We start from the raw sequence: 26,471 nt of genomic DNA on the forward strand, positions 1-26,471 counted from the left end.
CACCTTCCAATCGAGTTCTGCCCATGGGTGATTTTCTCGGCTCCGTGTGGTGGATGATCGTCAGCCTGGGCCTGCTGGTCACGTTCCACGAATTCGGTCATTACTGGGTGGCCCGCCGCTGTGGGGTGAAGGTGCTGCGCTTCTCGGTGGGCTTCGGCAAACCGCTGTGGAGCCGCCGCAACCGCAACGGTACCGAGTTCGCCATCGCCGCCATCCCGCTGGGCGGCTACGTGAAGATGCTGGACGAGCGCGAAGCCGAAGTGCCTGCCGGCGAGCGCGCGGTCGCCTTCAACAACAAGAGTGTGTGGCAGCGCATCGCCATCGTCGCTGCCGGTCCGGCCGCCAACCTGCTGCTGTGCATCGCCCTGCTGTGGGCGATGTTTGTGATCGGCAAGCAGGACTACTCGGCCACCATCGGCCGCAGCACCGGCATGGCCCAGCAGGCCGGCTTTGCCGCCGGCGACCGTATCGTTGAAGTGGATGGCCGCGCGGTGGACACCTGGGCCGAAGCCAGCATGGCCTTCACCACCGCCGCGATGGACCGCCAGGATGCCCGCACCAAGGTCCGCGATGCCCTGGACAACGAGCGCACCCGGGTACTGCCGCTGTCGCAGCTGCCGGCGGATTTCGATGAGCGCAACGTCCCGGTGCAGGCAGGCTTCATCTGGCAATTCTGGCTGCAACCGGCCCTGGTGGAGTCGATCGTCGCCGATTCGGCTGCCAGTGGCGTGCTGCAACCCGGCGACCTGATCCTGGCCATCGACGGCCAGCGGGTGGAGAGCGCCGACCAGGTTGCCCCGCTGGTGCAACAACTGGGCGAGCGCGGCGGCGCCGGCATGCTCGACATCGAGCGCGCGGGCGAGCGCCTGGCCCTGGAGCTGATGCCGATCGCGGGCCAGGGCCAGGACGGCAAGCCGCGCTGGCTGATCGGCGTGGGCTTTGTCACCGGCCAAGCCCCCGCCTACGACGCCCGCCAGCAGTACGGCGTGTTGGCGGCAATCCCGGCGGCCCTGCGCGAAACCGGCAAGCTCGCCAGTGATTCGCTGGGGATGATGCGGCGGATGCTGACCGGCCATGCCTCGGTCAAGAACATTTCCGGGCCGATCACCATCGCCCGCGTGGCCAATGCCTCGGCCGAGCGCGGCGTGGACTGGTTCCTGTATTTCCTGGCCCTGCTGTCGCTGAGCCTGTGCATCATCAACCTGCTGCCAATCCCGATCTTGGACGGCGGCCACCTGCTGTATTACCTTATCGAGTTGGTCAAGGGCAGCCCGCTGAGCGAGCGCGCCATCGCCGCCGGCCAGTACATCGGTCTGGCGCTGCTGGCCGGGCTGATGGGATTGGCGTTCTACAACGACATTCTCAGCCTGGTCCCGCGATGAACTTTTCCCTGCTGTCGTCGTCTTACGCCGGCACCCACGCAACATTGAAATCGACTCCAACCGGACGTGACATGACGCGACTTCCCAATCGCCGCCTGCTTGCCCTCGCCCTTGCTGCCGGTCTGGCCCTGCCTGCGCTTGCGCTGGCGGCCGAGCCCTTCACCGCCAGCGATATCCGCGTGGACGGCCTGCAGCGCATCTCCTCCGGTACGGTATTCACCTATCTGCCCATCGAGCGTGGCGACACGGTCGATGACGCCAAGGTCGGGGACACCATCCGCGCGCTCTACAAGACCGGCTTCTTCGAGGATGTGCAGCTGGACCGCCAGGGCGACATCCTGGTGGTCACGGTCAAGGAGCGCCCGGCGATCAACAAGTTGACCGTCACCGGCAACAAGGACATCAAGAGCGAGCAGCTGCTCAAGGGTCTGAGCGACATCGGCCTGAGCGAAGGCGGCACCTTTGACCGTTTGAGTCTGGACCGGGTGACGCAGGAATTGCGTCGCCAGTACAACGACCGTGGCAAATACAACGTCGAGATCACCCCGACGGTGAGCCCGCTGGACCGCAACCGCGTCGATGTCGCCATCGCCGTGAAGGAAGGCAAGGCGGCCAAGATCCAGCACGTGAACCTGGTGGGCACCGAGAAATTCCCCGCCGAGAACATCCTCGACACCTGGGAATCGAAGGAGCACAACTGGGCCTCGTGGTACCGCCGCGATGACCAGTACTCCAAGGAAAAACTGTCCGGCGACCTGGAGAAGCTCAACTCCTGGTATCTGGACCGCGGCTATGTCGATTTCAGCATCGATTCCACCCAGGTCTCGATCAGCCCCGACAAGCGCGACATGTTCATCACCGCCGGCGTCACCGAGGGTGAGCAGTACAAGATCTCCGAAATAAAGGTCACCGGCGACACCATTCTTCCGCAGGAAGATGTGGAACGCATGGTGATCCAGAAGAGCGGCGACACGTTCTCGCGCGCCCTGCTGGAATTCAGCGCCGATGCGATCACCAACAGCCTGTCCAACATCGGTTACGCCTTCGCCAAGGTGAACCCGATCCCGACCAGCAACCGTGCCGACCGCACCGTCGCGGTGAACATGCAGGTGGTGCCGGGCCCGCGCGTGGCCGTGCGCCGCATCGTGTTCAAGGGCAATTCGCGTACCGCCGATGAAGTGTTGCGCCGCGAAATGCGCCAGTTCGAGAACAGCTGGTACTCGCAGGCGGCAATCGACCGCTCCAAGATCCGCCTGCAGCGTCTGGGCTACTTCGAGTCGGTCGATGTCGAATCCAGCCCGGTCACCGGCAGCAACGACCAGGTGGACGTGGTCTACAACGTCAAGGAAACCACTTCCGGCAGCTTCGTGTTCGGCCTGGGCTATTCGCAGTCCTACGGCATGACCACCTCGATCCAGCTGTCGCAGAACAACTTCCTGGGCGGCGGCAACCGCGTGTCGGTCGACGCCTCGCGCAGCAGCTACCTGCAGCGCTACGGCTTCTCCTACACCAACCCCTACTTCACCGATGACGGCGTCTCGCTGGGCTACAACCTGTCCTGGCGCGAGCTGGACTATTCGGACTTCAACACCGCCCAGTACAACAGCACCAACGGTGCCGCGCAGGTGGTGTTCGGCGTGCCGATCACCGAGAACGACGCGTTCTCGCTGATGTTCGGCATCGACAGCAACCAGATCACCACCTACCAGGGCTACACCCCGCAGGTGATCATCGACTACATCGATGCGGTCGGCACGCGCACCTTCCACTCCTGGCGCACCGAGCTGGGCTGGGCCCGTGATACCCGCAACGACTATTTCATGCCGACCCGCGGCACCTACCAGCGTCTGGGCCTGGAGGCCACGCTGCCGGGCTCGACCGTGGAGTACTACAAGCTCAGCTACCAGTTCTCCAAGTACTGGCCGATCATGCCGTCGCTGGTCATCAATACCCGTCTGGAGCTGGGCTACGGCGATTCCTACGGCAGCGACAAGGTCCGCGACATCTGCTGGAACGATATTCCGGCGGTCCCCGGCACCCCCGCCAATGGCGACACGCCGGCCGTGCCGGGTACCCCGGGCTATTCGCAGGTGGTGGACTGCGCCACCAACCCCACCGCCAACTACCGCCAGATCAAGGCATCCGGCCTGCCGTTCTTCGAGAACTTCTACGCGGGCGGCACCAACTCGGTGCGTGGCTTCGAGGACAACACCCTGGGCCCGCGCTCGGAACCCATTGGCGGCTACTACAACGGCCAGCCGCTGGGTGGCTCGGTGAAGACGGTCGGCTCGATCGAAGCCTATTTCCCGAAGCTGTTCGACAGCCCGTCGGCGCGCGTTTCCGCGTTCCTGGACGTGGGCAACGTCTACGCCGGCACCAGCAACTTCAAGGCCAACGAGCTGCGTGCTTCGGCCGGTGTCGCCCTGCTGTGGCGCGCTCCGGTCGGCCCGATCTCGATCAGCTACGCGTTCCCGCTGAAGAAGGAAGAAGGCGACGAAATCGAGCGTTTGCAGTTCACCTTCGGTGGCCAGTTCTGATTTCCGCCTGACCATTCCATGCACCACCTGCATCAGACAAGGCCCGGGCAACCGGGCCTTGTCATGACCGCTGGCCCCTCTGGCGCTAAACTGCCGCAGTGAATATGCCTACCTATACCGCACAGGAACTTGCCGAACGCTTTGGTCTGCAGGTGCAGGGCGATGCGACCGCCAGCATCCACGGCGTCGCCACCCTCGCCCATGCCGGCGCCGGCCAGCTCACCTTTCTGGCCAATCCGCGCTATCGGCCGCAGCTGGCCGACAGCCAGGCTTCGATCGTCGTGCTTCGTGCCGACGATGCCGCAGCCGCGCCCGGCACCACCCTGATCGCCAAAGACCCGTACACCGCCTTCGCCAAGATCGGCGCGTTGTTCGAGACCGTGCCGCTGCGTGAGCCCGGCATCCACCCCAGTGCGGTCATCGATCCCAGCGCCCAGGTGGCGGCCAGCGCCCATATCGGTCCGCACGTATATATTGGCGCGCGCAGCGTGATCGGTGAAAGCTGCATCATCGGCCCCGGCAGCGTGGTCGGTGACGACTGCCAGCTCGAAGCCGGCTGCGAACTGCTGGCCCGCGTCAGCCTGGTGGCCCGGGTCAAGCTGGGCAAGCGCGTGCGTATCCACCCGGGTGCCGTGCTCGGTGCCGAAGGCTTCGGCCTGGCGATGGACGGCGGCCACTGGATCAAGGTGCCGCAGCTGGGCGGCGTGCGCATCGGCGACGACTGCGAGATCGGCGCCAACACCTGCATCGACCGTGGCGCGCTGGAAGACACCGTGCTCGACGAGGACGTGCGCGTGGACAACCTGGTGCAGATCGCCCACAACGTGCAGATCGGTGCGCACAGCGCCATCGCCGGCTCCACCGGCATCGCCGGCAGCGCCAAGATCGGCCGCTACTGCCTGCTGGGCGGCTCGGTCGGCGTGGTCGGGCACCTGGAAATCTGCGACCACGTCACCATCACCGGCCGATCGGTGGTGCGCAACTCCATTACCGAACCGGGTGAATACTCATCCGGCACCCCATTGACCGACAACCGCACGTGGCGCAAAAACGCCGCGCGCTTCAAGCAGCTCGATGCGCTGGCAAGGCGCATCCTGGCTGTGAGCAAGGAGAAGGAATGAACGCAAGTCCGCAGCTGCCCATCGACGTCACCACGATCCAGACGTTGATCCCGCACCGCTATCCATTCCTGCTGGTCGACAAAGTCGTCGAGCTCGATATCGAAGGCAAGCGCATCGTCGCGCACAAGAACGTCACCATCAACGAGCCGTTCTTCCAGGGGCATTTCCCGACCCAGCCGATCATGCCGGGCGTGCTGATCATCGAGGCGCTGGCCCAGGCCGGCGGCGTGCTGACCCAGCTCAGCCTCGGCCGTGATGCGCAGTCCAAGCTGTTCTACCTGGTCAAGGTGGACAATGTGCGCTTCATGAAGCAGGTGGTGCCGGGCGATGTGCTGGAGCTGCACGTGCAGGTCAAGCGGGTGATCCGCAACATGGCCGTGTACTACGGCGAAGCCAAGGTGGACGGCGAAGTCGTCGCCCATGCCGAAGTGCTGTGCGCCGGCACCCGCGACTGATCCCCGGAGCCGACGCATGAACAACAGCGCCCCGCTGATCCACCCGACCGCAGTCATCGACCCGGCGGCGGTGCTTGCCGCCGATGTCCGCGTGGGCGCTTTCACCCTGATCGGGGCCGAGGTTGAAATCGGCGCCGGCACGGTGGTGGGCCCGCATTGCAGCATCCACGGTCCGACCCGGATCGGCCGCGAGAACCACTTCATCGGCCATGCCGCCATCGGCGGCGAGCCACAGGACAAGAAGTTCGGCGGCGAACGCACCGAACTGGTGATCGGTGACCGCAACGTGATCCGCGAGTTCGTCACCATCAACCGCGGAACCGGCGGCGGCGGTGGCATCACCACGGTCGGCAACGACAACTGGCTGCTGGCCTATGTGCACGTCGCCCACGACTGCCATGTCGGCAACCACTGCGTGTTCTCCAACAACACCACGCTGGCCGGGCATGTCACCGTCGGCAACTGGGTGATCATCAGCGGCTTCGCCGGCGCGCACCAGTTCTGCCGCATCGGCGATCACGCGTTTCTCGGCATGGGCGCCCTGGTGGGCGGCGACGTACCGCCCTTCACCATGGTCGGCACCGACACCCACGGCCGTCCCCGCGGCATCAACAGCGAAGGCCTCAAGCGCCGCGGCTTCGATGCCGAGCGTATCGCCGCGATCAAGCGTGCCTACCGCACCCTGTACGTGGCGGGGTTGCCACTGGCCGAAGCCAAGCAGCAGCTGGCCGAGCAGGCCCGTGACAATGCCGACGTGAAGGACCTGCTGGACTTCATCGAACACACCGACCGTCCGCTGCTGCGATGACCGGGCGCCTGGACCGCTTGCCGGACACCGCCGGACGCGCGCTTCGCATCGCGCTCGTCGCCGGTGAGGCGTCCGGCGACGGACTCGGTGCCGGTTTGATCGATCAACTGCGCCAGCGCTATCCCGATGCCGAATTCGCCGGCATCGGTGGCGATGCGATGCGCAAAGCCGGCTGTCAGACCTGGTTTGATGCCAGTGAACTGGCGCTGATGGGGCTGGCCGAGATCCTGCGCCATCTGCCGCGGCTGCTGAAGCTGCGCAAGCAGTTCCGCCAGCGCGTGCTCGACTGGCAACCGGATGTCTTCATCGGCATTGATGCGCCGGATTTCAATCTGGGCGTGGAAAAGTGGCTCAAGCAGCGCGGTATTCCTACCGTGCATTACGTCAGCCCCTCGGTCTGGGCCTGGCGTGAGAAACGCGCCGAGAAGATCGGCGCCAGCGCCGACCTGGTGTTGTGCCTGTTTCCGATGGAACCGCCGATCTACGCGCGCCATGGCATCGACGCGCGCTTCGTCGGCCACCCCATGGCCGACGAGATACCGCTGGAAAGCGACCGCGAGCAGGCACGCGCGGCGCTGGCCATTCCCGCGCAGGTGCCGGTGCTGGCGGTGCTGCCGGGCAGCCGGCTGGGTGAAGTCAGTCGCCTCGGTCCGCCGTTCTTCGAGGCCGCCTGGCAGCTGTGCGAGAAGAGGCGCGACCTGCACATCGTGGTGCCGGCCGCCAACGCCCACTGCAAGGCGCTGCTGGTCGAGCAGATCCGTGCCGCCGCCCTTCCCAGCGCGCGTGTGCATCTGCTCGATGGTCGCGCCCGCGAGGCGATGACCGCCGCTGATGTGGTGATGCTGGCGTCGGGCACCGCAACACTGGAAACCATGCTGGTCAAGCGGCCAATGGTGGTCGGCTACCGCGTGGCGGAGCTCACCTACCGCATCGTCAGAGCACTGGGGCTGCTCAAGGTCAACCGTTATGCGCTGCCGAATGTGCTTGCCGGCAAGGATCTGGCGCCGGAACTGATGCAGCACGACTGCACCCCGGACAAGCTCGCTGCCGCGGTGACGCAGTGGTTCGAGCATCCGCAGGGCGTGAGCGGTCTGCAGGACGACTACCTGCGCCTGCACCAGGAACTGCGACAGGACGCCTCGGCCCGCGCGGCCGAGGCGGTCGCCGGACTGTTGCGCGTGCCGGCGGCCGCCCGGCCATGACCGCCCGCCGCACCCGCATCCGCGCCGCAGAGATGTCGCTGTCGCTGTTCGACGATGCCGCAGTGGGCGCACATCCAGCCCCGCGCCTGATCGCCGGGGTGGATGAAGCCGGGCGCGGTCCGCTGGCCGGACCGGTGGCCGTGGCAGCGGTGGTGTTCAATCCGGATCTGCCACGCATCAACGGTCTGGATGATTCCAAGGCGCTGACCGCACTGCGCCGCGAGCAACTGTTTGATCGCATCATCGAACGCGCCCTGGCCCACGCCATCATCATGGTCGACGTGGCCGAGATCGACAGCCTGAACATCTTCCAGGCCACCATGCAGGGCATGCGCCAGGCGGTGGAAGGCGTGGCACATGTCGCCCAGTTCGCGCGCATCGACGGCAACAAGATTCCCCAGGGCCTGCCCTGCCCGGCCGAGGCGCTGGTCGGCGGCGACGCCATCGACCGCAGCATCATGGCCGCCTCGATCCTGGCCAAGGTCAGCCGCGACCGCTACATGCGGGATCTGCACCTGCAGTTCCCCGAATACGGCTTCGAGCAGCACAAGGGCTACGGCACGCCCGCGCACATGGCCGCACTGCGGGCCCATGGCCCGTGCCCGCAGCATCGTCGCAGTTTCGCCCCGGTCCGCGCCTGCCTGCAGCCGGCCTGAACCCGGCCGCAGCGTTCAGCGCGGCACGATCTTGATTCCCGGATCGATGCGGGAAACGCCAATACGCGCGTCGTAGGGGATCTCGCTGGTGCTCGTCACCGGCTTGGCGGTGATCAGCACTTCCTGGCGGTTGCCGACGGGCCTGGAGAGGAACTGCGTCGCCGCGGTACCACCTGGCGCTTCGGCGAAGGTGAGTTCGAACGACTCCTGCGCATCAGCCGATTTGCGCCACACCACCTGGGTGCCGCTGCGGACCACACACAGCTCCGGCGTGACGACCGGTCCGGCCACGCCCGGTGCCACATCGACATAGACCAGCTTGACCGCCCGTGGCGGCAACTGGTCCGTGCACAGCGGCGGCTCGCGCGTTTGCGCCGGCGATGTCTGCTGCATGGCCCAGGCCGCGGCGCTGCCCATGACCACTCCGTACACCCACGTTCTGCTACGCATGACGACCACTCCTGGATGGGGTCCGCCGCCACGGACAGGGGAAAAGCAGCCCCCTTATTGCCGGTGCGCGGCCCCGCCGGCCGCGGCGAAACGCTGCAACGACAGCAGTGCATCGATCCGCTGTTGCGGAACGCCCTCCTTCAGCGCGCTGGCGACGCAACTGCGGGCACCTTGCCGATCATCGAGCAGGGTCAGCGTCTGCGCACACCACAGCGCGACCTCGGCCGGCTGGGTGCCCAGTTTGCGCGCGCGCTGCAGGTCCTGCAGCGCGCGTGCCCGCTCGCCCAGATTGGCGCGATACCAGGACAGCAAGGCCAGCGCGTACGCATCGTCGCGGCGCACGTCGACATAACGTTGCGCCAGTTGCGCCGCGCGCCGGTATGGCACCTGCGCCTGGGCGGCGGTGTCCGGTGAGGCGGCCAGCGCATCGGCCAGATTGCCCCAGTGCAGATAGTCGTCCGGCTCCAGCACCGTGGCCTGCTGGAACAACCCTGCAGCGACGGCGTATTCGCCGCTGTCAAATTTCATCGCGCCCAGATTGGTCAGCGCCCCGGCATTGGGTTCGATCGACAACGACATGCTGAACGCCCGGCCAGCCTGGGCGCTGTCACCCTGGGCCAGATACAGACCGCCCAGGCTGCTCCACAGGCGACTGTCTTCCGGCTGCAGGAGGGTGGCGGTGACAAAGGCCTCGATCGCCTGGGGCAGCTCGCCGCGCAGCCAGTGGTGATAGCCGAGCAGACGGTAGATCTGCGCGTCGCTGGGCCGCGCCGCCACCGCCTGCTGGAAGTAGTCCAGCGCCCGCGCCTCCTGCCCGAGCGCGCCATAGGTGCGGGCCAACCCGACCAGTCCGTCGGCACGCAGCGCCGGGTCGTCGGTGGCCTGCCGGTACAGGGTCAGCGCGCGCGCGCTCTGGCCGCTGACCCGGGCGATCTCGGCCATCGCCAGGCTCACCTCGCGCAGCCCCGGATCCATCGCCTGGGCCTGCGCGCAGGCCTGCCGCGCCCGCTCGAACGCCACCGCATCGCTGACCCCTTCGAGCCGGGCGATTTCCGCCCGGCAGATGCCGGCCTGGGCGCGGGCGAAATGCGGATCGGCCGCCAGCGCCTGGCGGAAATTGGCGATCGCCCGTTCATTGCCGGTCTCGCCGACCGGACGCTGCAGCAATGCCAGTCCGCGCAGATAGGCATCGTAGGCGTCGACGTCGTTGGTGGGCGTCAAGCGCTGCGCCAGCCCCGGCACTTCCCCGGGCAGGTGCCCAAGCAGTTCATGCACCACCTGGCCGGCAATCTCACTCTGCAAGGCGAACACGTCGTGGATCTCACGGTCATAGGTATCGGTCCACAGCGTGAATCCGGTCGTGGTGTCCGACAGCCGCGCACTGATCCGCACCTTGCCGCCCTCGCGGCGTACGCTGGCATCCAGCAACGTGGCCACCCCCAACCGGCGTCCGATCCGCCGTACATCGTCCTCGGCATTGGCCGGCGCCGCCAGCTGCCGCGCCGCCACCTTCAGGCCCGGCACATCGGCCAGTGCATCGTGCATTTCCACCGCCAGGCCATCGGCGAAATAGCGGTCATCGGCGTTGTCGCTGAGGCTGCTGAAGGGCATCACCGCGATGGAGGCCTCGGCCAATGACGGTTGCCTGACGGTGGTATGGCTCCGCCACCAGCCGCCGGCGGCCAGCACCAGCAGCGCCAGCCCGGTCCCGATCAGCATCCCGCGCGAGCGCAGCCACAACGGCAGCGGCACATTGGCGGCCTGACGCCCCCCGGACAGCCGCGATGCCGGCCTGGGCGCCGGCTCCAGCATCAGGGGCGACTGCGCCGCAGCTGCGCCCTCAGCCAGCGTGGACGGCCCGGTCCCGGGTGGCAGCGGCCCGGTCAGCGCCGGCGTGGCGGTTGACGGCTCTTCGGCCGGCAACAGTTTGCCGATGAACCGGTATCCCAATCCGTGCTGGGTCTGGATATAGCGCGGCTCGTGCGAGTGGTCATCCAGCGCCGCACGCAGCTGGGCGATGGCGCGGGTCAGCACGCCCGGGGTGACGTGCCGGTGGCCCCAGACCGCGTCGAGCAACTGGTCGCGCTCCAGCAATTCATCGGCGTGCCGCAGCAACAGCAGCAATACCGCAAACGCCTTGGGCTCCACGGAATGGAACTGGCCGTCGCGGCTGAGCGTATGCGCGACCGCGTCGACCACGATGCCGTCAAAACGGTAGCGTTCGGTCGCGTGACCAGTGTTACCCGGGTCTCCGGTCGACCCCATCGGCAAGCCCTCATCAAAACCTCAGAAACCAGCGCAATGACTGTCTGAAGGCTCCGCCTGCCATCATGACCCATGCTACGCCCAAGCGGATGCTGGTGCTGCACCGTTCTTCACGGGCGCACCCCTCCCCCGCCTGGAGCACCACCATGTACGCCACCCTCGACTCCACCGCCTTCGACGGCCGCCTTCCGCTTCCGCAGGTGCTCGATCAGTCCCCCGGCAGCAATCCCCACCGCCGCAACCATGTGAACGACTTCGTGCTGCTCCCACGGGAAGTCGAACGCTTCAACCAGCTGCTGGCCCGGCTGGGCCGCACCCAGCCACTGGAGGCCGACCAGCTGGCCACCGCCGCCCGCAGCCTGGGCAGCAATGCCAGCAGCAACACCGCTCCGTCGGCCTGCATCCGGCAGCGGCTGCAGCAGGCCCGGCTCGTGGAGCAGATGCTCCAGGACGATGACTGGGAACCGGTCGCCGAAGCGGTGAGCTGCGCCCGTTGCGTGCTCGGCTATCTGCACGAGAACCGCCAGCTGATTCCTGACTCGGTCCCCGGGGTCGGCCAGCTCGACCAGGCCATCGTGATCGACACGGCATGGCCGCAGCTGGCCGGTGAGGTCGCCAACTTCCTGGACTACCAGCGCCTGCGCCGCATCGAGGCCGAACGCCAGGGGCGCGATTACACGGAAATCGCATTCAGCCGCAGCCTTTGGCTGGAGCTGCGCGAGATCGAAGCGCGCCTGCACGAGCACCAGCGTCGGGTCCGCGAAAACAGCTACGCTCCCGAGCCGATGCGCTACTTCCGCGTCCACTGACCCTGCCGGGATGTCGGTTGGCCCCGGTTGCCTGGCCGGGTCGTCCGTCGCCCGGACGGCCACCCGGGCACATGCACATGGTCCTGTACCGCCTGCGGACCCCACGCCGCGGTACAGGAGGCCCGTCCCCGCCCGCACCGGCACGGTCGCCAGCGCCCCGCCGGGCGGTCGGCCGGCTCCCGGACCACAAGCCGGCAACCGCCCACGGTGATGTCAAGCCTTGTCCCCACCGGCCCCCACCGCTACCCTGCCCGGGCATCATTCTGGCCCAGCATGTCCACTTCCCGTTTCGTCCATCTCCACGTCCACACCGAGTTTTCGCTGGCGGATTCGACCATCCGTGTCCCGGCGAAGCCCGATCAGGCCGACCCCAAGAAAGCCAAACAGGCCAACCTGCTCAGCCGCTCGGTAGAGATGCAGGCGCCCGCGCTGGCCGTCACCGACCTGAACAACATGTTCGCGCTGGTGAAGTTCTACAAGGCTGCCGAAGGCGTGGGAGTCAAGCCGATTGCCGGTGCCGACCTGCTCATCGCCGAGGAAGGCCAGGACCCGTGGCGGATGACGCTGCTGTGCCGCGACCGCGAAGGCTACCTGAGCCTGTCGCGCCTGCTCACCCGGGCGTGGATGGAAGGCCATCGCCCCGAAGGCGGCGTGGCGGTGCATCCGCAATGGCTCAAGGACGGCTGCCAGAACCTGTTCGCGCTGGCCGGCCGCGAGAGCCTGGCCGGACGGCTGGCGGCCGAAGGGCGCCACGATCTGGCCGAACAGCAGCTGGCCGACTGGCAGCGCGTGTTCGGCGATGGCCTGCACCTGGAGCTGACCCGCACCAAGCGCGACGGTGAAGAGGCCTTCAACCAGTTCGCGCTGATGGCCGCCGGCCAGCGCGGCCTGCCGGTGATCGCCAGCAATGACGTGCGTTTCCTGTCGCCGGAGGATTTCGACGCGCACGAAGCGCGCGTGTGTATTTCCACCGGCCGCGTGCTGGATGACCCCAAGCGTCCGCGCGAGTACAGCCGCGAGCAGTACCTGAAATCGCCCGAGCAGATGGCCGAGCTGTTCGCCGACATCCCCGACGCGATCGACAACACGCTGGCGCTGGCACAGCGCTGCAATCTCGAGATGCGGCTGGGCACCTACTTCCTGCCCAACTACCCGGTCCCCGACGACGAGACCCTGGACACCTGGATCCAGAAGATGTCGCGCGACGGTCTGGAAGAGCGCCTGCAGAAGAATCCGCTGGCGCCGGGCATGAGCCGCGAGGACTACTTCGAGCGCCTGGAGTTCGAACTCAACACTATCATCAAGATGGGCTTCCCCGGCTACTTCCTGATCGTGGCCGACTTCATCCAGTGGGGCAAGAACCAGGGCATCCCGATCGGCCCGGGCCGCGGTTCCGGTGCCGGTTCGCTGGTGGCGTGGGCACTGAAGATCACCGATCTGGACCCGCTGCCCTACAACCTGCTGTTCGAGCGTTTCCTCAACCCCGAACGCGTGTCGATGCCCGACTTCGACATCGACTTCTGCATGGACCGCCGCGACGAGGTGATCGACTACGTCGCGCGCAAGTACGGCCGCGAGCGCGTCAGCCAGATCATCACCTACGGCACCATGGCCGCCAAGGCGGTGGTGCGCGACACCGGCCGCGTGCTCGGCTTCCCCTACGGGCTGGTCGATGGCGTTTCCAAGCTGATCCCCAACATCCTCGGCATCCATCTGAAAGATGCGCTGGGCATGGGCAAGGAAGGCGCCAATTCGGAAATGGCCTCGCCGGAGCTGATCGCCCGCTATGAGAGCGAGGACGATGTCCGCGACCTGATCGATCTGGCATTGCAGCTGGAAGACCTCACCCGCAACGCCGGCAAGCACGCCGGCGGCGTGGTGATCGGCCCCGAGCCGCTGAGCGAGTTCTGCCCGCTGTACGCCGAACACGACGAGAACGGCCAGGGCAAGAATCCGGTCACCCAGTTCGACAAGAACGACGTGGAAGAAGTCGGGCTGGTGAAGTTCGACTTCCTCGGCCTGCGCACGCTGACCATCATCGACTGGGCGGTCAAGGCGATCAACAAGCGCCACGAGCGCGCCGGCATCCCGCCGGTGGACATCACCCAGATTCCGCTGGACGACGCGCCGACCTACAAGGACATCTTCGCCAACGGCAACACCGGCGCGGTGTTCCAGTTCGAATCCTCGGGCATGCGCCGCCTGCTCAAGGACGCCCGTCCTGACCGCTTCGAAGACCTGATCGCGCTGGTGTCGCTGTACCGCCCCGGCCCGATGGACCTGATTCCCTCCTTCAACGCGCGCAAGCACGGGCAGGAAGAAATCATCTATCCCGATCCGCGCACCGAAGCCATCCTGAAAGACACCTACGGCATCATGGTGTACCAGGAGCAGGTGATGCAGATGGCGCAGATCGTCGGCGGCTACTCGCTGGGCGGCGCCGACCTGCTGCGCCGCGCGATGGGCAAGAAGGTGCCGGCCGAAATGGCCAAGCACCGCGAGATCTTCCGCGAAGGTGCGGCCAAGGGCGGCGTCGACGGACCCAAGGCCGACGAGATCTTCGACCTGATGGAGAAGTTCGCCGGCTACGGTTTCAACAAATCGCACGCCGCCGCCTACGCGCTGGTCAGCTACCAGACCGCGTGGCTCAAGCGTCACTATCCGGCCGAGTTCATGGCCGCGACGCTGTCCTCGGACATGGACAACACCGACAAGATGGTCGGCTTCCTGGCCGAAGTGCGCAATCTCGGCCTGACGGTGCTGCCGCCGCGCGTGAACGAATCGGCCTACATGTTCGAGGCCGCCAACGCCGACACCATCCGCTACGGCCTGGGCGCGATCAAGGGCGTCGGCCAGGGCGCCTGCGAGGCGGTGGTCGAAGAGCGCGAACGCAACGGTGAGTACGCCTCGCTGCTGGATTTCTGCGCGCGCATCGAATCGGGCAAGCTCAACCGGCGCACGCTGGAAGCCATGATCAACTGCGGCGCGCTCGATGGCCTGGGCACGAACCGCGCCACGCTGATGCTGCAGCTGCCCGAAGTGCTCAAGGCCACCGAGCAGATGGCGCGCGAGAAGGCCTCCGGACAGAATTCGCTGTTCGGCGCTCCGGATCCGGTCAACACCGCGCTGCAGCTGGACCTGCCGGAAAGCAAGGAATGGGCACTGGGCCAGCTGCTGGAAGGCGAGCGCGAGACACTGGGCTTCTACCTCAGCGGCCACCCGTTCGATCCCTTTGCCGACGACGTCAAAGAGCTGGTCGGCACCGATCTGGGCGGGCTGGAAAAGCTGATCCCCCCGGCGCGTCCCGGCAAGGACGGCGAAAAGCGCGCCTGGCGCCAGGAAGCCCCGGTGATCCTGGCCGGCATGGTGGTGGGGGTGCGCCGCAAGGGCGAGAGCCAGGTCTTCATGCAGCTGGAAGACGGCAAGGGCCGCGTGGAATGCAGCGCGTTCACCGATGGCCTGGCCGAGTTCGGCCACCTGATGACCAAGGACCGCATCCTGGTGGTCAAGGGTGGCCTGCGCGAGGACGAGTTCAACGGCGGCTATGCGTTGCGCATCCGCCAGTGCTGGGACTACGAGCAGCTTTGCGCCGACCATGCGATCCGCCTGTCACTGCGCGTGGATGCGCGCGACGGCCCGGTCTGGCAGCGCATCGATGCACTGCTGGACACCCATCGCCCCGGTCGCACACCGCTGCGTGTGGACCTGCTGCTCAAGGATAAGACCGGCAGCATCGCCGGCATGCTCGATCTGGGCGGCAGCGGTGCGGTCCGTGTCAGCACCAAACTGATCGATGCACTGCGCGAAGATCCCGCAGTGCGCACGGTCAAGGTCAAATGCAGCCCGCCGTGGGCCAATTGACCGGACGCACGCGTACGGGTTGATCTGACGCGTTCGGCTACACTTCCCCCCTTTAGAATTCATGACGGTTTCCGATGAACCCGAACTACCTCGATTTCGAGCAACCCATCGCTGATCTGGAAGCCAAGATCAAGGACCTGCGCAGTGCCAGCGCCGGGCCGGCGGTCAATGTCGATGCCGAGGTCAAGGCGTTGGAAGACAAGCTACGCCTGCGTACCGCGCAGATCTTCCGCAACCTCACGTCGTGGCAGGTACTGCAGGTGGCGCGCCATCCGTCGCGCCCGTATCCGCTGGATTACATCCGCATCTTCTGCGATGAATTCCAGGAACTGGCGGGCGATCGCGCCTTCGCCGATGACAAGGCCATTGTTGGCGGCCTGGCCCGTATCGGCGGCCGCCCGGTGATGCTGATCGGCCACCAGAAAGGCCGTGACACCAAGGAAAAGGTACGTCGCAACTTCGGCATGCCCAAGCCCGAGGGTTACCGCAAGGCGCTGCGCCTGATGAAGATGGCCGAGCGCTTCAAGCTGCCGGTGCTGACCCTGATCGACACCGCCGGCGCCTGGCCCGGCATCGACGCAGAGGAGCGTGGCCAGTCCGAGGCGATTGCCCGCAACCTGATGGAAATGGCCGAGCTGAAGGTGCCGGTGATCTGCACCGTGATCGGCGAGGGCGGCTCCGGCGGCGCGCTGGCGCTGGGTGTGGGCGACCGCACCCTGATGCTCGAATACAGCGTCTACTCGACCATCAGCCCGGAAGGCTGCGCCTCGATCCTGTGGAAGGACGCCGGCAAGGCCAAGGATGCGGCCGAGCAGCTGGGCATGATCGCCTCGCGCCTGAAGGGGCTGGGTCTGATCGACAAGGTGATCCGCGAGCCGATCGGCGGCGCCCACCGCAATCCGACGCAGATGGGCAAGCGACTGAAGGCCGTGCTGCTCAACGAGCTGGACGCGCTGGAAAAGCTGGGCGTGGAGGAACTGCTGGAGCAGCGCTACAAGCGCCTGCGCAGCTATGGAGCCTACGAGGCGGCCTGAGCCCGCCGGCGCAATCGCGCTCTGAACAGAAGGCCGGCATTGCCGGCCTTTTTGTTGACTCCCACACGACACCGCCAGGTCCACAATCCTCACCAGCACCCGTCAAGGGCAAGGCGATGAATACCGGAACGAAAGTGGTGGCCAGCGCCTCGGCGGTGGTTGCCGGCGTCTATCTGCTGGCCTGCGGCTTTCTGGCCGTCAATGCCCGCGCCCTGCTCTACCACCCTGCCCCGCGCGATCCCGCCACGCCCCACTGGACGCTGCAACGCGACGACGCACGGATCCTGATCAGCAGCAATCAGCGGCAAAGCCCGCATCTGGTGCTGTACTTCGGCGGCAACGCCGAGGACGTGGCGCAGACGCTACCGCTGCTGGAGCGCGCCTTCCCCGATGCCGGCATCCATGCCATGCACTATCGCGGCTACGGCGGCAGCTCGGGCATGCCGAGCGAGTCGGCGCTGATCGCCGATGCGTTCTCGCTGTATGACACCCTCGCCGCAGATGCCGGTCGTATCACCGTGATCGGCCGCAGCCTGGGCTCGGGTGTCGCCGTGCAGCTGGCCGCCGCGCGCACTGCCGACCGGCTGGTGCTGGTCACGCCCTACGGCAGCATCGCCGGGCTGGCGGCGCGGATGTTCTCGCTGTTTCCGGTGCGCTGGCTGCTGCGCGACCACTACGAGTCCTGGCGCTTCGCCGGCCACATCCGCGCCCCCAGCACGCTGATCATCGCCGGCCGCGATACGGTGATCCCCAACGACAGCTCGTTGCAGCTGGCCCGTCATTTCCGCCCCGGCCTTGCCGAGGTCATCACCTTCGCCGACGCCGACCACAGCGACATCACCCGACACCCGCAATTCGTCGCCGCCCTGCGCCACGGCACCGCGCCGGTGTCATGAGCACGTCCGCTGCAGCGTGGAGTGCGCAACAAAAAGGCCGGCAATGCCGGCCTTTTCATCTCATTTCCTGATCCCCTCAGAACGGCTTGGCCAGCACCAGGTAGACAATGGCGATGAACAGCACCAGCGGCAGCTCGTTGAACCAGCGCAGCGCGCGCGAGGACGGCAACGCCTTGCCCTTGAGCGTGCCCTTCAACCAGCGCCCGGTGACGCTGTAGTAGACCAGCAGCAACACCACCAGTCCGAGCTTGGCATGCAGCCAGCCGGCTGCCCCCGGTGCGACCATGGTCGGGAAATCGGGCAGCACCTTGTAGCCCAGCCACAGCACCAGTCCAAGCAGGAAGGCGATGCCGAACATGATGTGGCCGAAGCGGTACAACCGCTTGCCCATCAGCTGCAGCCGCTCCACCACGGCAGCCTGCCCTGCGGTTTCGGTGAGGTTGACCAGGATGCGCGGCAGGTAGAACACGGCCGCCATCCATGCCACCACGAACACCAGATGGAACGTCTTGACCCAGAAGTACGACTGCATGCACTGGCCCCTTTGGCGGCGTAGGATGGTCGCCATTTTCACCGATCCACCTCCCCTGCGCACATGCACGACAAACAGTACGACGCCGCCTACTTCCAACGCTGGTACCGGCGCGATGACATCGGCGGTCCCGCGCGTCTGGCGCGCAAGGTGCAGCTGGCCGTGGCCACGGCCGAGTACTACCTGGAACGTCCGGTCCGCAGCGTGCTGGATATCGGCTGCGGCGAGGGCGCCTGGCGCGCGCCACTGCTGAAGCTGCGGCCGAAACTGCAGTACATGGGCTTTGACAGCAGCGCGTACGCGGTGCGCCGCTATGGCCGCACCCGCAACCTGCATCTGGCCGGCTTCGGTGATTTCCAGTGGCTGCGCCCGTGCGCACCGGTGGACCTGCTGGTGTGTTCGGATGTCATGCACTACGTGCCCAGCCGCGAGTTGCGACAGGGGCTGCAAGGCCTGGCCGAGCTGTGCGGCGGCGTCGCGTTCCTGGAAACCTTCACCGCCGAAGACGACTTCCATGGCGACCACGACGGTTTCCAGCAGCGTGCGGCCAGCTGGTATCGCCGCCAGCTGCGTAGCGCCGGCTTCCAGTCCGTGGGCTCGCACTGCTGGCTCGGGCCGGCCTTCGACGAGGATGTCGCCGCGCTGGAACAGGGCCGCTGAGCCTCGCCGCCCGCGTTTAACGCCGCCAGCGCCAGAGTGCGCTATGCTGCGCAGCAACATATGACCATACATAATCAGTGATCCATGCTTTATCAATTGCATGAGTTGACCCGCAACCTGCTCGCGCCTTGGGTTCACCAGGCCCAGGCCAATGCGGCGTTCTTCAACAATCCTGGCCACTGGTGGTCATCCATGCCCGGGGCCGATCGGCTGGCAGCGATGAACGAGCTGTTCCACCGCATCGGCAAGGACTACGAAAAGCCCGAGTGGAACATCCACGAGCTGGAACTGGACGGCGAGATCGTGCCGATCGCCCAGCTCACCGAGGTGGAAAAGCCGTTCTGCAAGCTGCTGCGCTTCAAGCGCCACAGCAACGAGGCTTCCAAGGTCGAGGAACTGCTGGCCCAGCCGATCGTGCTGGTGGTGGCGCCGCTGTCCGGCCACCACGCCACGCTGCTGCGCGACACCGTGCGCACGCTGCTGCGCGACCACCGCGTCTACGTCACCGACTGGATCGACGCGCGCATGGTGCCGGTGGAACAGGGCGAGTTCGGCCTGGACGATTATGTGGAGTACGTGCAGGAGTTCATCCGCCACCTCGGCGCGGAGAACGTGCATGTGGTCAGCGTCTGCCAGCCGACCGTGCCGGTGCTGGCCGCCGTCTCGCTGATGGCCAGCCGCGGCGAAACCACCCCGCGTTCGCTGGTGATGATGGGCGGCCCGATCGATGCGCGCTGCAGCCCCACCGCGGTGAACAACCTGGCGACGCGCAATCCGCTGTCGTGGTTCGAGAACAACGTCATCCACACCGTGCCGGCGCCGTTCCCCGGCCAGGGCCGCCGGGTGTATCCGGGCTTCCTGCAGCATGCCGGTTTCGTATCGATGAATCCCAGCCGCCACTTGATGTCGCACTGGGATTTCTATACCGATCTGGTCAAGGGCGACATGGACGATGCCAACGCCCACCGCCAGTTCTACGATGAATACAACGCGGTGCTGGACATGCCGGCGCAGTTCTACCTGGACACCATCAAGGTGGTGTTCCAGCAGTTCCTGTTGCCACGCGGCGAGTGGTATGTGCGCGGCGAGCGCGTGGATCCGTCGGCCATCCGCAACACCGCATTGCTGAGCATCGAAGGCGAGCTGGACGACATCGCCGGCCTCGGCCAGACCGAGGCGGCGCAGGCGCTTTGCACCGGTATTCCGGCCTCGCGCCGCAGCCACTTCATCGTCGAGGGCGCCGGCCACTACGGCATCTTCAGTGGCCGCCGCTGGCGCGAGGTGGTTTACCCCACCGTGCGCGACTTCCTGGCCCGCCATGCGCAGCCGGCCACAGCTGCCAAGCCACGCAAGAAGGCCGCCGCCGGCAGCAACGTCACCCCGCTGCGGCGTCGCGCGCAGCGCTGATGCCGGAAGTGGAACGCAAAAGGGCGGGATGCGCGAGCACCCCGCCCTTTCTGTTTGCCCGGACGGCTTACAGGCGAACCAGCAGATGCTTGGCCAGCGCGCCGTGCAGCTTGCCGATGCCGCGTGCCAGATGCAGGGTGCCCAGCAGCAGCAGCAGGCCGGCCACCACCGTCAACGGCCACATCCAGAACGGCGAGCCGATATTGACCCCGTCGATCCAGATCCCGACCGGCTGCCCGAACAGCAGATCGGCCAACGGTGCGAACACCAGTGCCAGCGACGTCGACAGCAAGGCCGTTGCCAGCGTGAAGTACAGCGTTCCCAGCGGCAGCATCAGCAGGAAATACAGCATCGTCAGCCATGTCCGGCCGTCGGAGAACATCGCCCCGATGCGCTGCAGCCAGCCCTGGCTGCGGTCGGTATAGGCCGGCCGGCGCGGCATGCGCACCCCCAGCAGGGTCTCGATGATGCGACCTTCCAGCAGCGACAGCACCCTCACCGAGCCCAGGAACAGCAGCAGGATCGGGATGCCGATGATCAGGATCAGCAGGCCCAGCGACAGGCTCATGCCCGTCACCACCCAGGTGAAGAAGAAGGTGCCGGTCACCAGCGACAGCAGCATGTAGAACAGCGCGCCATAGGTGTGCGGATCGAGCACCACCCCGAACAGCCGCATCAGCAGCGAACGCGGCGGCGCGGCAGGCGGCTCGGCCTGTGCGGCTTGCGCTGAAGCCGGTTCCGGTGGTGCCGCAGCTGCGGCCACAGCCGCCGCCATCACCGGCACCACCGGTCCAGCGCTGGCACGCGGCGTGCGCAGGGCGCGGTTCACCGTCACTTCGGTCTCGCGGTAGATCTCGGCCACTTCCTCCGGTGCGCCGTAGCTGCCGGCGACCCCGGCGATCACCTCGGCCTCGCTCTTGCCCGGCTGCTCGGCCAGTTCCGAGCGCAGGTATTCCTCGGCGTCGTACAGCGCGTCCTGGATCATCGCCGGGTCCGCGCCGGCCAGCGCCGTGCGCAACTGCTCCAGGTATTCGGGAATCGTCGTCGGCAGCTGCCGCGCGGTGTTTTCGATGTTCATCAGTTGATTCCTTCCAGTACGGACTCGACCGAGTCGCGGGTGGCCTTCCAGGCGGCGATCCACTGCCGCAGAACGGCACGACCGTCGTCATTGATGCGGTAATAGCGGCGCGGTGGACCGGCCACCGACGGTTCAACGTGACTTTCCAGCAGCCCGGCGCCTTCCAGATTGCGCAGTACCGGGTACAGCGCGCTCTGCTTGCCGCTGAGCACCCCTTCGCCCACGCGCTCGAGTTCCTTGGCGATCAGGTAGCCGTACAGCGGCTCGGGCGCCTTGGCCAGCACCGCCAGCAACGCCAGCGACACCGTGCCGGTACTGAGTTCTTTCTGGAACTTGCGTAGCTGGGCATCAAGCTCACTCATGGCCCTCACTCCTGCACACTAGCCTGAAGGCAACACTAGTGTTTAGTTCGCTATAGTGAATGTGCCGATAGTCACCCCATCCTGCGCATGGACTGGCCGCGGGGCCCGGCGATCCCGCAGAATCGGCCAACACCCGTTCAGGAAAGTGCCCGATGACGCTTCGCCGTTCGCTGTTGACCCTGGCCTTGGCCCTGTCTCCGCTTCCGCTGCTGGCCGCCGACGCCCCGGCCAAATACCGCAGCGCGCAGGAGATCATCGACGCCTCACCGGCCAGCGACTGGCACACGCCGGCGCCGGAAAACCTCCTCTATATGGACGTGGACGGCGGCCGGGTGATCATCGAGCTGGCGCCGGACTTCGCCCCCGAACACGTCGGCAACATCCGCACCCTGGCGCGCGAGCACTTCTGGGACGGGCTGAGCATCTACCGCGCGCAGGACAATTTCGTGGTCCAGTTCGGCGATGCCGAGGCCGATGACGCCGCCAAGGCCAGGTCCATGGGCAGCGCCAGAACCCACCTGCCGGCCGAATTCCAGCGCCCCGCCCAAGGCCTGGCCTTCACCGCCCTGCCCGACCGCGATGGTTGGGCCACACAGACCGGCTTTGTCGGTGACTTCGCCGTCGGCAGCGATGGCCAGCACAGCTGGCTGGCGCACTGCTATGGCGCGCTCGGAGCCGGCCGCAACAACGCCGAGGACAGCAGCCTCGGCGCCGAGCTGTATGTCGTCATCGGCCAGTCGCCGCGCCAGCTGGACCGCAACATCACCCTGGTCGGCCGTGTGCTCAAGGGCATGGAGCTGCTCAGCGCGATCCAGCGCGGCCCCGAGCCGATGGGCTTCTACGACGATGCCGCGCAGCGCACACCGATCAAGGCCATCACCCTGGCCAGCACCTTGCCGGTCGAGCAGCGCGTGCCGCTGCAGGTGCTGCGCACCGATTCGAAAACCTTCGCCGCCACCGTGGAAGCCCGCCGCAACCGCGTCGATGGTTTCTACAAACGCGCCGCCGGGCATATCGACCTGTGCAACATCCCGCTGCCGGTGCGCGTTGGCAGCGCCGTGAAGTAATTCCCCCACCGATTGAGAACCACTATGTCCGAGCTCGCCCCCGCCCCCGAACTGGCCCCCGGCCGCTACCGCCACTACAAGGGCATGGACTACGAGGTCCTTGGCGTCGCCCGCCACAGCGAAACCCTGGAGCCGGTCGTGGTCTACCGTGCGCTCTACGGTGAAGGCGGACTGTGGGTGCGGCCGTACGCGATGTTCTGCGAAACCGTGGTCATCGACGGCCAGCCGGTGCGCCGTTTCGCGCCACTGGCGTCCCCCGCCGGATAAGCGCGGCGCCTAGTCCGGCATGGGTGTACCGCCGCGCGGCGGTCGCCCCCGCAGGCGGATGGGGACACGCCTGAAGGCGTCCATCCCAACGTACGCGAGCGCTCGTCCACTGCACTGCAACAGGCTCCCCGCACCGGTCAGAACCGCCTGCACCGCATGCGGGCCCGGCAAACACCCCGGTATGAAGCGCCGCGATTTCCCACGTGCGCTTCACCCGTCCTTTTCCGCGCCGTACCTATGCTGGCGCTCCATTGCCCGGAGGTTCCCAATGCCCATCCTGCGTATCCGCATTACCGGCAGCGCCGACGACGCGCGTGCCATCAGCAACCTGCTGTCCAGCCTGGAGGGCGTCGAACACATCGAGGAAACCGACGATCTGATGCCCCATCTGGATGATGAGGACTCCAGCTCGGCAGGGCTGTCCGATGAACATGGCCCGGGAATCCATGAACTGGAAATCGAAGTCGGCAACGCCGCCACCTCCCAGAACGTGCATCTGGCGGTAGAGCGGCTCGCTCGGACGCTGGATGTTTTTGTCGAATACGAGCACGACGAAGGCTGACCGCGCCGCCAGCTCATGGCGGCAATACCGGCGTCATGCCACCACGGGGATGCCCCTGGCTTCGCGGGGGCTCCCGGGCAGCGGCCGGTTGGCCTGCGGGCCACCCCGGCAGCGCTACACCAACCAACGGCAGGTGCGGCCGCCACCACAGCCACCTATGCTGGCAGACATCAATCGCCCCATAGGATCACCGATGCGCAAGCACCTGCTCGCCGCCGCCCTGCTCGCCAGCCTTGCCGGCTGCCAGAGTGGCGAAGCCCCCACCACCCCGTCCGCCGCCACCGAGCAGGCCGGGCAGAGCCAGGCCGACGCCCAGTTCGCCGAACTGTCCAAGAAGGCCCTGGACACCTGGATGCAGCTGTCTCCGGTCAGCGCCACCCAGATCGGCGATCACCGTTTCGATGCCGAACTGGACGACGTCAGCGCCGCCGGCCAACAGAAGAGCCTGGAAGCGAGCAAGGCGCTGCTGGCCGATCTGGAGAAGATCGACGTGAGCAAGCTCGGCCGCGAGAACCAGGTCGATGCCGCCATCCTGCGCAACCAGCTGCAGTCGGACATCTGGTCCAACGAGACCCTGCAGTCCTGGCAGTGGGACCCGCAGGTCTACAGCGGCCTGGCCGGCAGCGCCATCTACGGCCTGATGGCGCGCGAATTCGCGCCGCTGCCCGAGCGCCTGAAATCGGCCACCGCGCGCATCGAGAAGATCCCGCAGATCTTCGCCGCCGCCCGTGCCAACCTCGATCCGGCGCGGGTACCGAAGATCCATGCCGAAACCGTCGCCAAGCAGAACCGCGGCATCCTCAGTCTGGTGGAAACCTTCATCGTGCCCAACCTCGGCCAGCTCGAAGCGGCCGACCAGGAGCGCCTGAAGACCGCCATCGCCGGCCTGACCAAGGCGGTGGAAGAGCAGCAGACCTGGCTGGACAGCACCCTGGTACCCAACGCCAAGGGCGAGTTCCGCATCGGCGCGGAAAAGTACGACCAGAAGCTGAAGTTCTCGCTCAACTCCTCGCTGTCGCGCGCCGAGATCGGCGAACGCGCCCGTGCCGAACTGGCCCGCGTGCGCACCGACATGTACGGCATCGCCCAGGTGGTCTTGAAGGACAAGCCCGGCGCACCGGAGATGCCGGCCAATCCCACCGACGCCCAGCAGCAGGCGGCGATCGAAGCGGCGCTGGAACTGGCCTATGCCGACAAACCGGCCCGCAACAAGGTGGTCGAAGACGCCAAGGCCGCACTGGACCAGTCCACCGCGTTCGTGCGTGAGCACGACCTGATGACCCTGCCCGATTCGCCGGTGGACATCATCCTGATGCCCGAATTCCAGCGCGGCGTGGCCGTGGCCTACTGCGATTCGCCCGGCCCGCTGGACAAGAATCTCAAGACCTTCTACGCCGTCTCGCCGATTCCCGACGACTGGAACGACAAGCAGGTCGATTCGTTCCTGCGCGAATACAACAGCCGCATGATCCACCTGCTCTCCATCCACGAAGGCACGCCGGGCCACTATCTGGAAGGCTGGCACTCCGGCAAATTTCCCTCCACCCTGCGCGCCGTGCTGCGCTCGGGCCTGTTCGCCGAAGGCTGGGCGGTCTATACCGAACGCATGATGCAGGAACAGGGGTATCTGGATAACGACCCGCTGTTCCACCTGGTGCAGCTCAAGTTCTACCTGCGCACCATTGCCAACGCCATCCTCGACCAGGGCGTGCACGTGGACAACTGGAGCCGCGAACAGGCCATGCACCTGATGACCCACGACGCCTTCCAGCAGGAAAGCGAAGCGGCGGGCAAATGGATCCGCGCCCAGCTCACCTCGGCGCAGTTGCCAACTTACTTTGTCGGCGCGCAGGAACACTTCGACACCCGCAAGGCCGTGGAAGAAAAACAGGGCGCCAACTTCAACCTGAAGGCCTACCACGACCAGATCCTGTCCTACGGCGCGCCGCCGGTGCGCTTCGCCCGCCAGCTGATGCTGGACCAGCCGATCGAGTGATCGTGACCGCTGATTGATTGTCAAAAAGCCCGGCATTCGCCGGGCTTTTTCTTTAAAAAATGCCGTGGCCTCCCGGCGTTATCACCCGCTCTCGGGCTAATAGGTGCTTATCCAGCAAAATTGGGGGTTTTGCGGGGGAGCGTCGTGCGCGCTTATCCCTCCAGCAGCGGCCAAGCCACTGACCTGAAAGGCCTGCCATCCCTTTCCAACTCCTTGGATGTGGGGTAATACTCCGTGCCACACCCCACTTCTGGGGTCTACTTAGAGTTAGGCGGAATTGGTAAAAGTGGCTGGCGGTTTCTAGCCGGGTCATTTCACCGGCTGTTCGCCAGTTAGCTCCGGATCGCAGTCATCACCACATTGCCGTCGTCCAAGATTTCCGCTCCGGCCTTGGCTTTATCGCCGCCGCACAATCATTGCTTTTAGCTTCGGCGGCTCCGCGCGGCACGGTTTGCGGAGCAAGCCCCGGTCTTGCCAGCTGTGGCATTATCGGCCTTTGTTGAGCAGTCCAAGCGGCGGCACTGGCCAAGGGGAAAGTTGGCTGGCCAATTCAGCCTAACAAGTCATTCAAGCCGACGTTGCTCCGCAACGCGGCTTAATTCTGGCGTTAGGCACGTGGAAGAAGATCTTCGCCAGCTGGTAAAGGCCTGCACCGAAGACGGCGAGCGAAACCCGCTGATGCCGTCTAGGCACCTAGACTTCTGTGCGACCCATGGTATCACTGAAGAGGCCTTCTACTGGCACTTTTCTAGAATTATCGCGCTAGATTTTGCGAACGGCCTTATATCCTTTTCGGATGGGGACGCAGCAATGAATCGGCTATGGAGCATGCGCAATTTTGGTCTCGATGGATTCGCACTCGAAATCTACGAGGCCTTTGACGCGGGCGAGTTCACGCATAGTGGAGACCACCATGAAACAATCTCGTGGCAAAAGTACACGCTTCCGCATGTCATGGAGTCCTTGTTCAACGCCGGTCTACTGCCACGTGTCTAACAATTCATTCAAGCCGACGCCGCTTCGCGGCGCGGCTTAATTCAAGTGTTAGGCCCCGTATGAGCCAT

Annotated in this window: 23 protein-coding genes; 18 read left to right on the forward strand and 5 right to left on the reverse strand. The window is 66.1% G+C overall.

Annotation, left to right across the window (positions count from 1 at the left end; translation table 11 throughout):
• Positions 1-23 precede the first annotated feature (23 nt).
• From rseP to ARC78_RS04150, 7 genes are all read left to right on the forward strand, one after another.
• Positions 24-1,382, forward strand: a complete 1,359-nt coding sequence (gene rseP / locus ARC78_RS04120; protein WP_057505797.1) for an RIP metalloprotease RseP — start codon at positions 24-26, stop codon at positions 1,380-1,382.
• Between the two features lie 71 nt (positions 1,383-1,453).
• Complete coding sequence (bamA, locus tag ARC78_RS04125; RefSeq protein ID WP_054658741.1) at positions 1,454-3,919, forward strand: outer membrane protein assembly factor BamA; 2,466 nt, start codon at positions 1,454-1,456, stop codon at positions 3,917-3,919.
• A 104-nt stretch (positions 3,920-4,023) separates the two neighbouring features.
• Entirely contained in the window at positions 4,024-5,040 is a 1,017-nt protein-coding gene (gene lpxD / locus ARC78_RS04130; protein WP_054658739.1) for a UDP-3-O-(3-hydroxymyristoyl)glucosamine N-acyltransferase, read from the forward strand.
• Positions 5,037-5,495, forward strand: coding sequence for a 3-hydroxyacyl-ACP dehydratase FabZ (fabZ, locus tag ARC78_RS04135; protein WP_054658737.1), 459 nt, complete (start codon positions 5,037-5,039; stop codon positions 5,493-5,495). The genes lpxD and fabZ overlap by 4 nt, the downstream gene beginning before the upstream one ends.
• 16 nt (positions 5,496-5,511) lie before the next feature.
• On the forward strand, positions 5,512-6,303 hold the full coding sequence (lpxA, locus tag ARC78_RS04140; RefSeq protein ID WP_054658735.1) for an acyl-ACP--UDP-N-acetylglucosamine O-acyltransferase: 792 nt from the start codon (positions 5,512-5,514) through the stop codon (positions 6,301-6,303).
• Positions 6,300-7,505, forward strand: coding sequence for a lipid-A-disaccharide synthase (lpxB, locus tag ARC78_RS04145; protein WP_057505798.1), 1,206 nt, complete (start codon positions 6,300-6,302; stop codon positions 7,503-7,505). Before lpxA ends, lpxB begins: the two co-directional genes overlap by 4 nt.
• A gap of 32 nt (positions 7,506-7,537) precedes the next feature.
• Complete coding sequence (locus tag ARC78_RS04150; protein WP_054660606.1) at positions 7,538-8,161, forward strand: ribonuclease HII; 624 nt, start codon at positions 7,538-7,540, stop codon at positions 8,159-8,161.
• A 15-nt stretch (positions 8,162-8,176) separates the two neighbouring features.
• On the opposite strand, the gene ARC78_RS04155 is transcribed toward ARC78_RS04150, so the two are convergent.
• Positions 8,177-8,611, reverse strand: coding sequence for a hypothetical protein (locus tag ARC78_RS04155; protein WP_145974275.1), 435 nt, complete (start codon positions 8,609-8,611; stop codon positions 8,177-8,179).
• Positions 8,612-8,665: 54 nt separating this feature from the next.
• Entirely contained in the window at positions 8,666-10,876 is a 2,211-nt protein-coding gene (locus ARC78_RS04160) for a winged helix-turn-helix domain-containing protein (protein WP_057505800.1), read from the reverse strand.
• A gap of 146 nt (positions 10,877-11,022) precedes the next feature.
• Here ARC78_RS04160 and ARC78_RS04165 point away from each other — a divergent pair, with 146 nt between their 5' ends.
• The 4 genes from ARC78_RS04165 to ARC78_RS04180 all read left to right on the forward strand — a co-directional run bounded on the left by ARC78_RS04165 (position 11,023) and on the right by ARC78_RS04180 (position 17,476).
• Positions 11,023-11,685, forward strand: coding sequence for a hypothetical protein (locus ARC78_RS04165; RefSeq protein ID WP_054660855.1), 663 nt, complete (start codon positions 11,023-11,025; stop codon positions 11,683-11,685).
• Positions 11,686-11,958: 273 nt separating this feature from the next.
• Complete coding sequence (gene dnaE, locus ARC78_RS04170) at positions 11,959-15,546, forward strand: DNA polymerase III subunit alpha (protein WP_054658627.1); 3,588 nt, start codon at positions 11,959-11,961, stop codon at positions 15,544-15,546.
• 74 nt (positions 15,547-15,620) lie between these two features.
• Positions 15,621-16,580 carry an acetyl-CoA carboxylase carboxyltransferase subunit alpha gene (locus ARC78_RS04175; protein ID WP_054658625.1) on the forward strand — a complete coding sequence of 320 codons (960 nt, stop codon included), beginning with the start codon at positions 15,621-15,623 and terminating at the stop codon, positions 16,578-16,580.
• Positions 16,581-16,696: 116 nt separating this feature from the next.
• Complete coding sequence (locus ARC78_RS04180) at positions 16,697-17,476, forward strand: alpha/beta hydrolase (protein WP_054658623.1); 780 nt, start codon at positions 16,697-16,699, stop codon at positions 17,474-17,476.
• A gap of 76 nt (positions 17,477-17,552) precedes the next feature.
• Here ARC78_RS04180 and ARC78_RS04185 read toward each other — a convergent pair whose 3' ends face one another.
• Positions 17,553-18,008 (reverse strand): CopD family protein, encoded by a 456-nt coding sequence (locus tag ARC78_RS04185; RefSeq protein ID WP_057505801.1) that lies wholly within the window; start codon positions 18,006-18,008, stop codon positions 17,553-17,555.
• A gap of 63 nt (positions 18,009-18,071) precedes the next feature.
• On the opposite strand from ARC78_RS04185, the gene ARC78_RS04190 reads away from it, so the two are divergent.
• Both ARC78_RS04190 and ARC78_RS04195 read left to right on the forward strand, forming a co-directional pair.
• On the forward strand, positions 18,072-18,668 hold the full coding sequence (locus tag ARC78_RS04190) for a class I SAM-dependent DNA methyltransferase (RefSeq protein ID WP_054658621.1): 597 nt from the start codon (positions 18,072-18,074) through the stop codon (positions 18,666-18,668).
• Positions 18,669-18,752: 84 nt separating this feature from the next.
• Positions 18,753-20,075, forward strand: a complete 1,323-nt coding sequence (locus ARC78_RS04195) for a polyhydroxyalkanoate depolymerase (RefSeq protein WP_054658619.1) — start codon at positions 18,753-18,755, stop codon at positions 20,073-20,075.
• Between the two features lie 67 nt (positions 20,076-20,142).
• Here ARC78_RS04195 and ARC78_RS04200 read toward each other — a convergent pair whose 3' ends face one another.
• Positions 20,143-21,153, reverse strand: coding sequence for a sensor domain-containing protein (locus ARC78_RS04200; RefSeq protein WP_057505802.1), 1,011 nt, complete (start codon positions 21,151-21,153; stop codon positions 20,143-20,145).
• Complete coding sequence (locus ARC78_RS04205; RefSeq protein WP_054660281.1) at positions 21,153-21,515, reverse strand: PadR family transcriptional regulator; 363 nt, start codon at positions 21,513-21,515, stop codon at positions 21,153-21,155. The genes ARC78_RS04200 and ARC78_RS04205 overlap by 1 nt, the downstream gene beginning before the upstream one ends.
• A gap of 152 nt (positions 21,516-21,667) precedes the next feature.
• On the opposite strand from ARC78_RS04205, the gene ARC78_RS04210 reads away from it, so the two are divergent.
• The 5 genes from ARC78_RS04210 (at position 21,668) to ARC78_RS04230 (ending at position 26,403) form a co-directional block, all read left to right on the forward strand.
• A complete protein-coding gene (locus ARC78_RS04210) occupies positions 21,668-22,582 on the forward strand; it encodes a peptidylprolyl isomerase (RefSeq protein ID WP_054660283.1) in 915 nt (304 codons plus the stop codon).
• A gap of 24 nt (positions 22,583-22,606) precedes the next feature.
• Entirely contained in the window at positions 22,607-22,849 is a 243-nt protein-coding gene (locus ARC78_RS04215; RefSeq protein ID WP_054660286.1) for a DUF1653 domain-containing protein, read from the forward strand.
• A 268-nt stretch (positions 22,850-23,117) separates the two neighbouring features.
• Positions 23,118-23,411: a hypothetical protein gene (locus ARC78_RS04220; protein ID WP_054660288.1), complete on the forward strand. Its 294-nt coding sequence runs from the start codon at positions 23,118-23,120 to the stop codon at positions 23,409-23,411.
• A 193-nt stretch (positions 23,412-23,604) separates the two neighbouring features.
• The gene (locus ARC78_RS04225) at positions 23,605-25,407 is read left to right on the forward strand and encodes a DUF885 domain-containing protein (protein ID WP_057505803.1); all 1,803 of its coding nucleotides are present in this window, start codon (positions 23,605-23,607) and stop codon (positions 25,405-25,407) included.
• 615 nt (positions 25,408-26,022) lie between these two features.
• Positions 26,023-26,403, forward strand: coding sequence for a hypothetical protein (locus ARC78_RS04230; RefSeq protein WP_054660320.1), 381 nt, complete (start codon positions 26,023-26,025; stop codon positions 26,401-26,403).
• Positions 26,404-26,471 lie beyond the last annotated feature (68 nt).

Source organism: Stenotrophomonas pictorum JCM 9942 (genome assembly GCF_001431585.1).
In the GTDB taxonomy this organism is placed as follows: Bacteria; Pseudomonadota; Gammaproteobacteria; order Xanthomonadales; family Xanthomonadaceae; genus Stenotrophomonas; species Stenotrophomonas pictorum.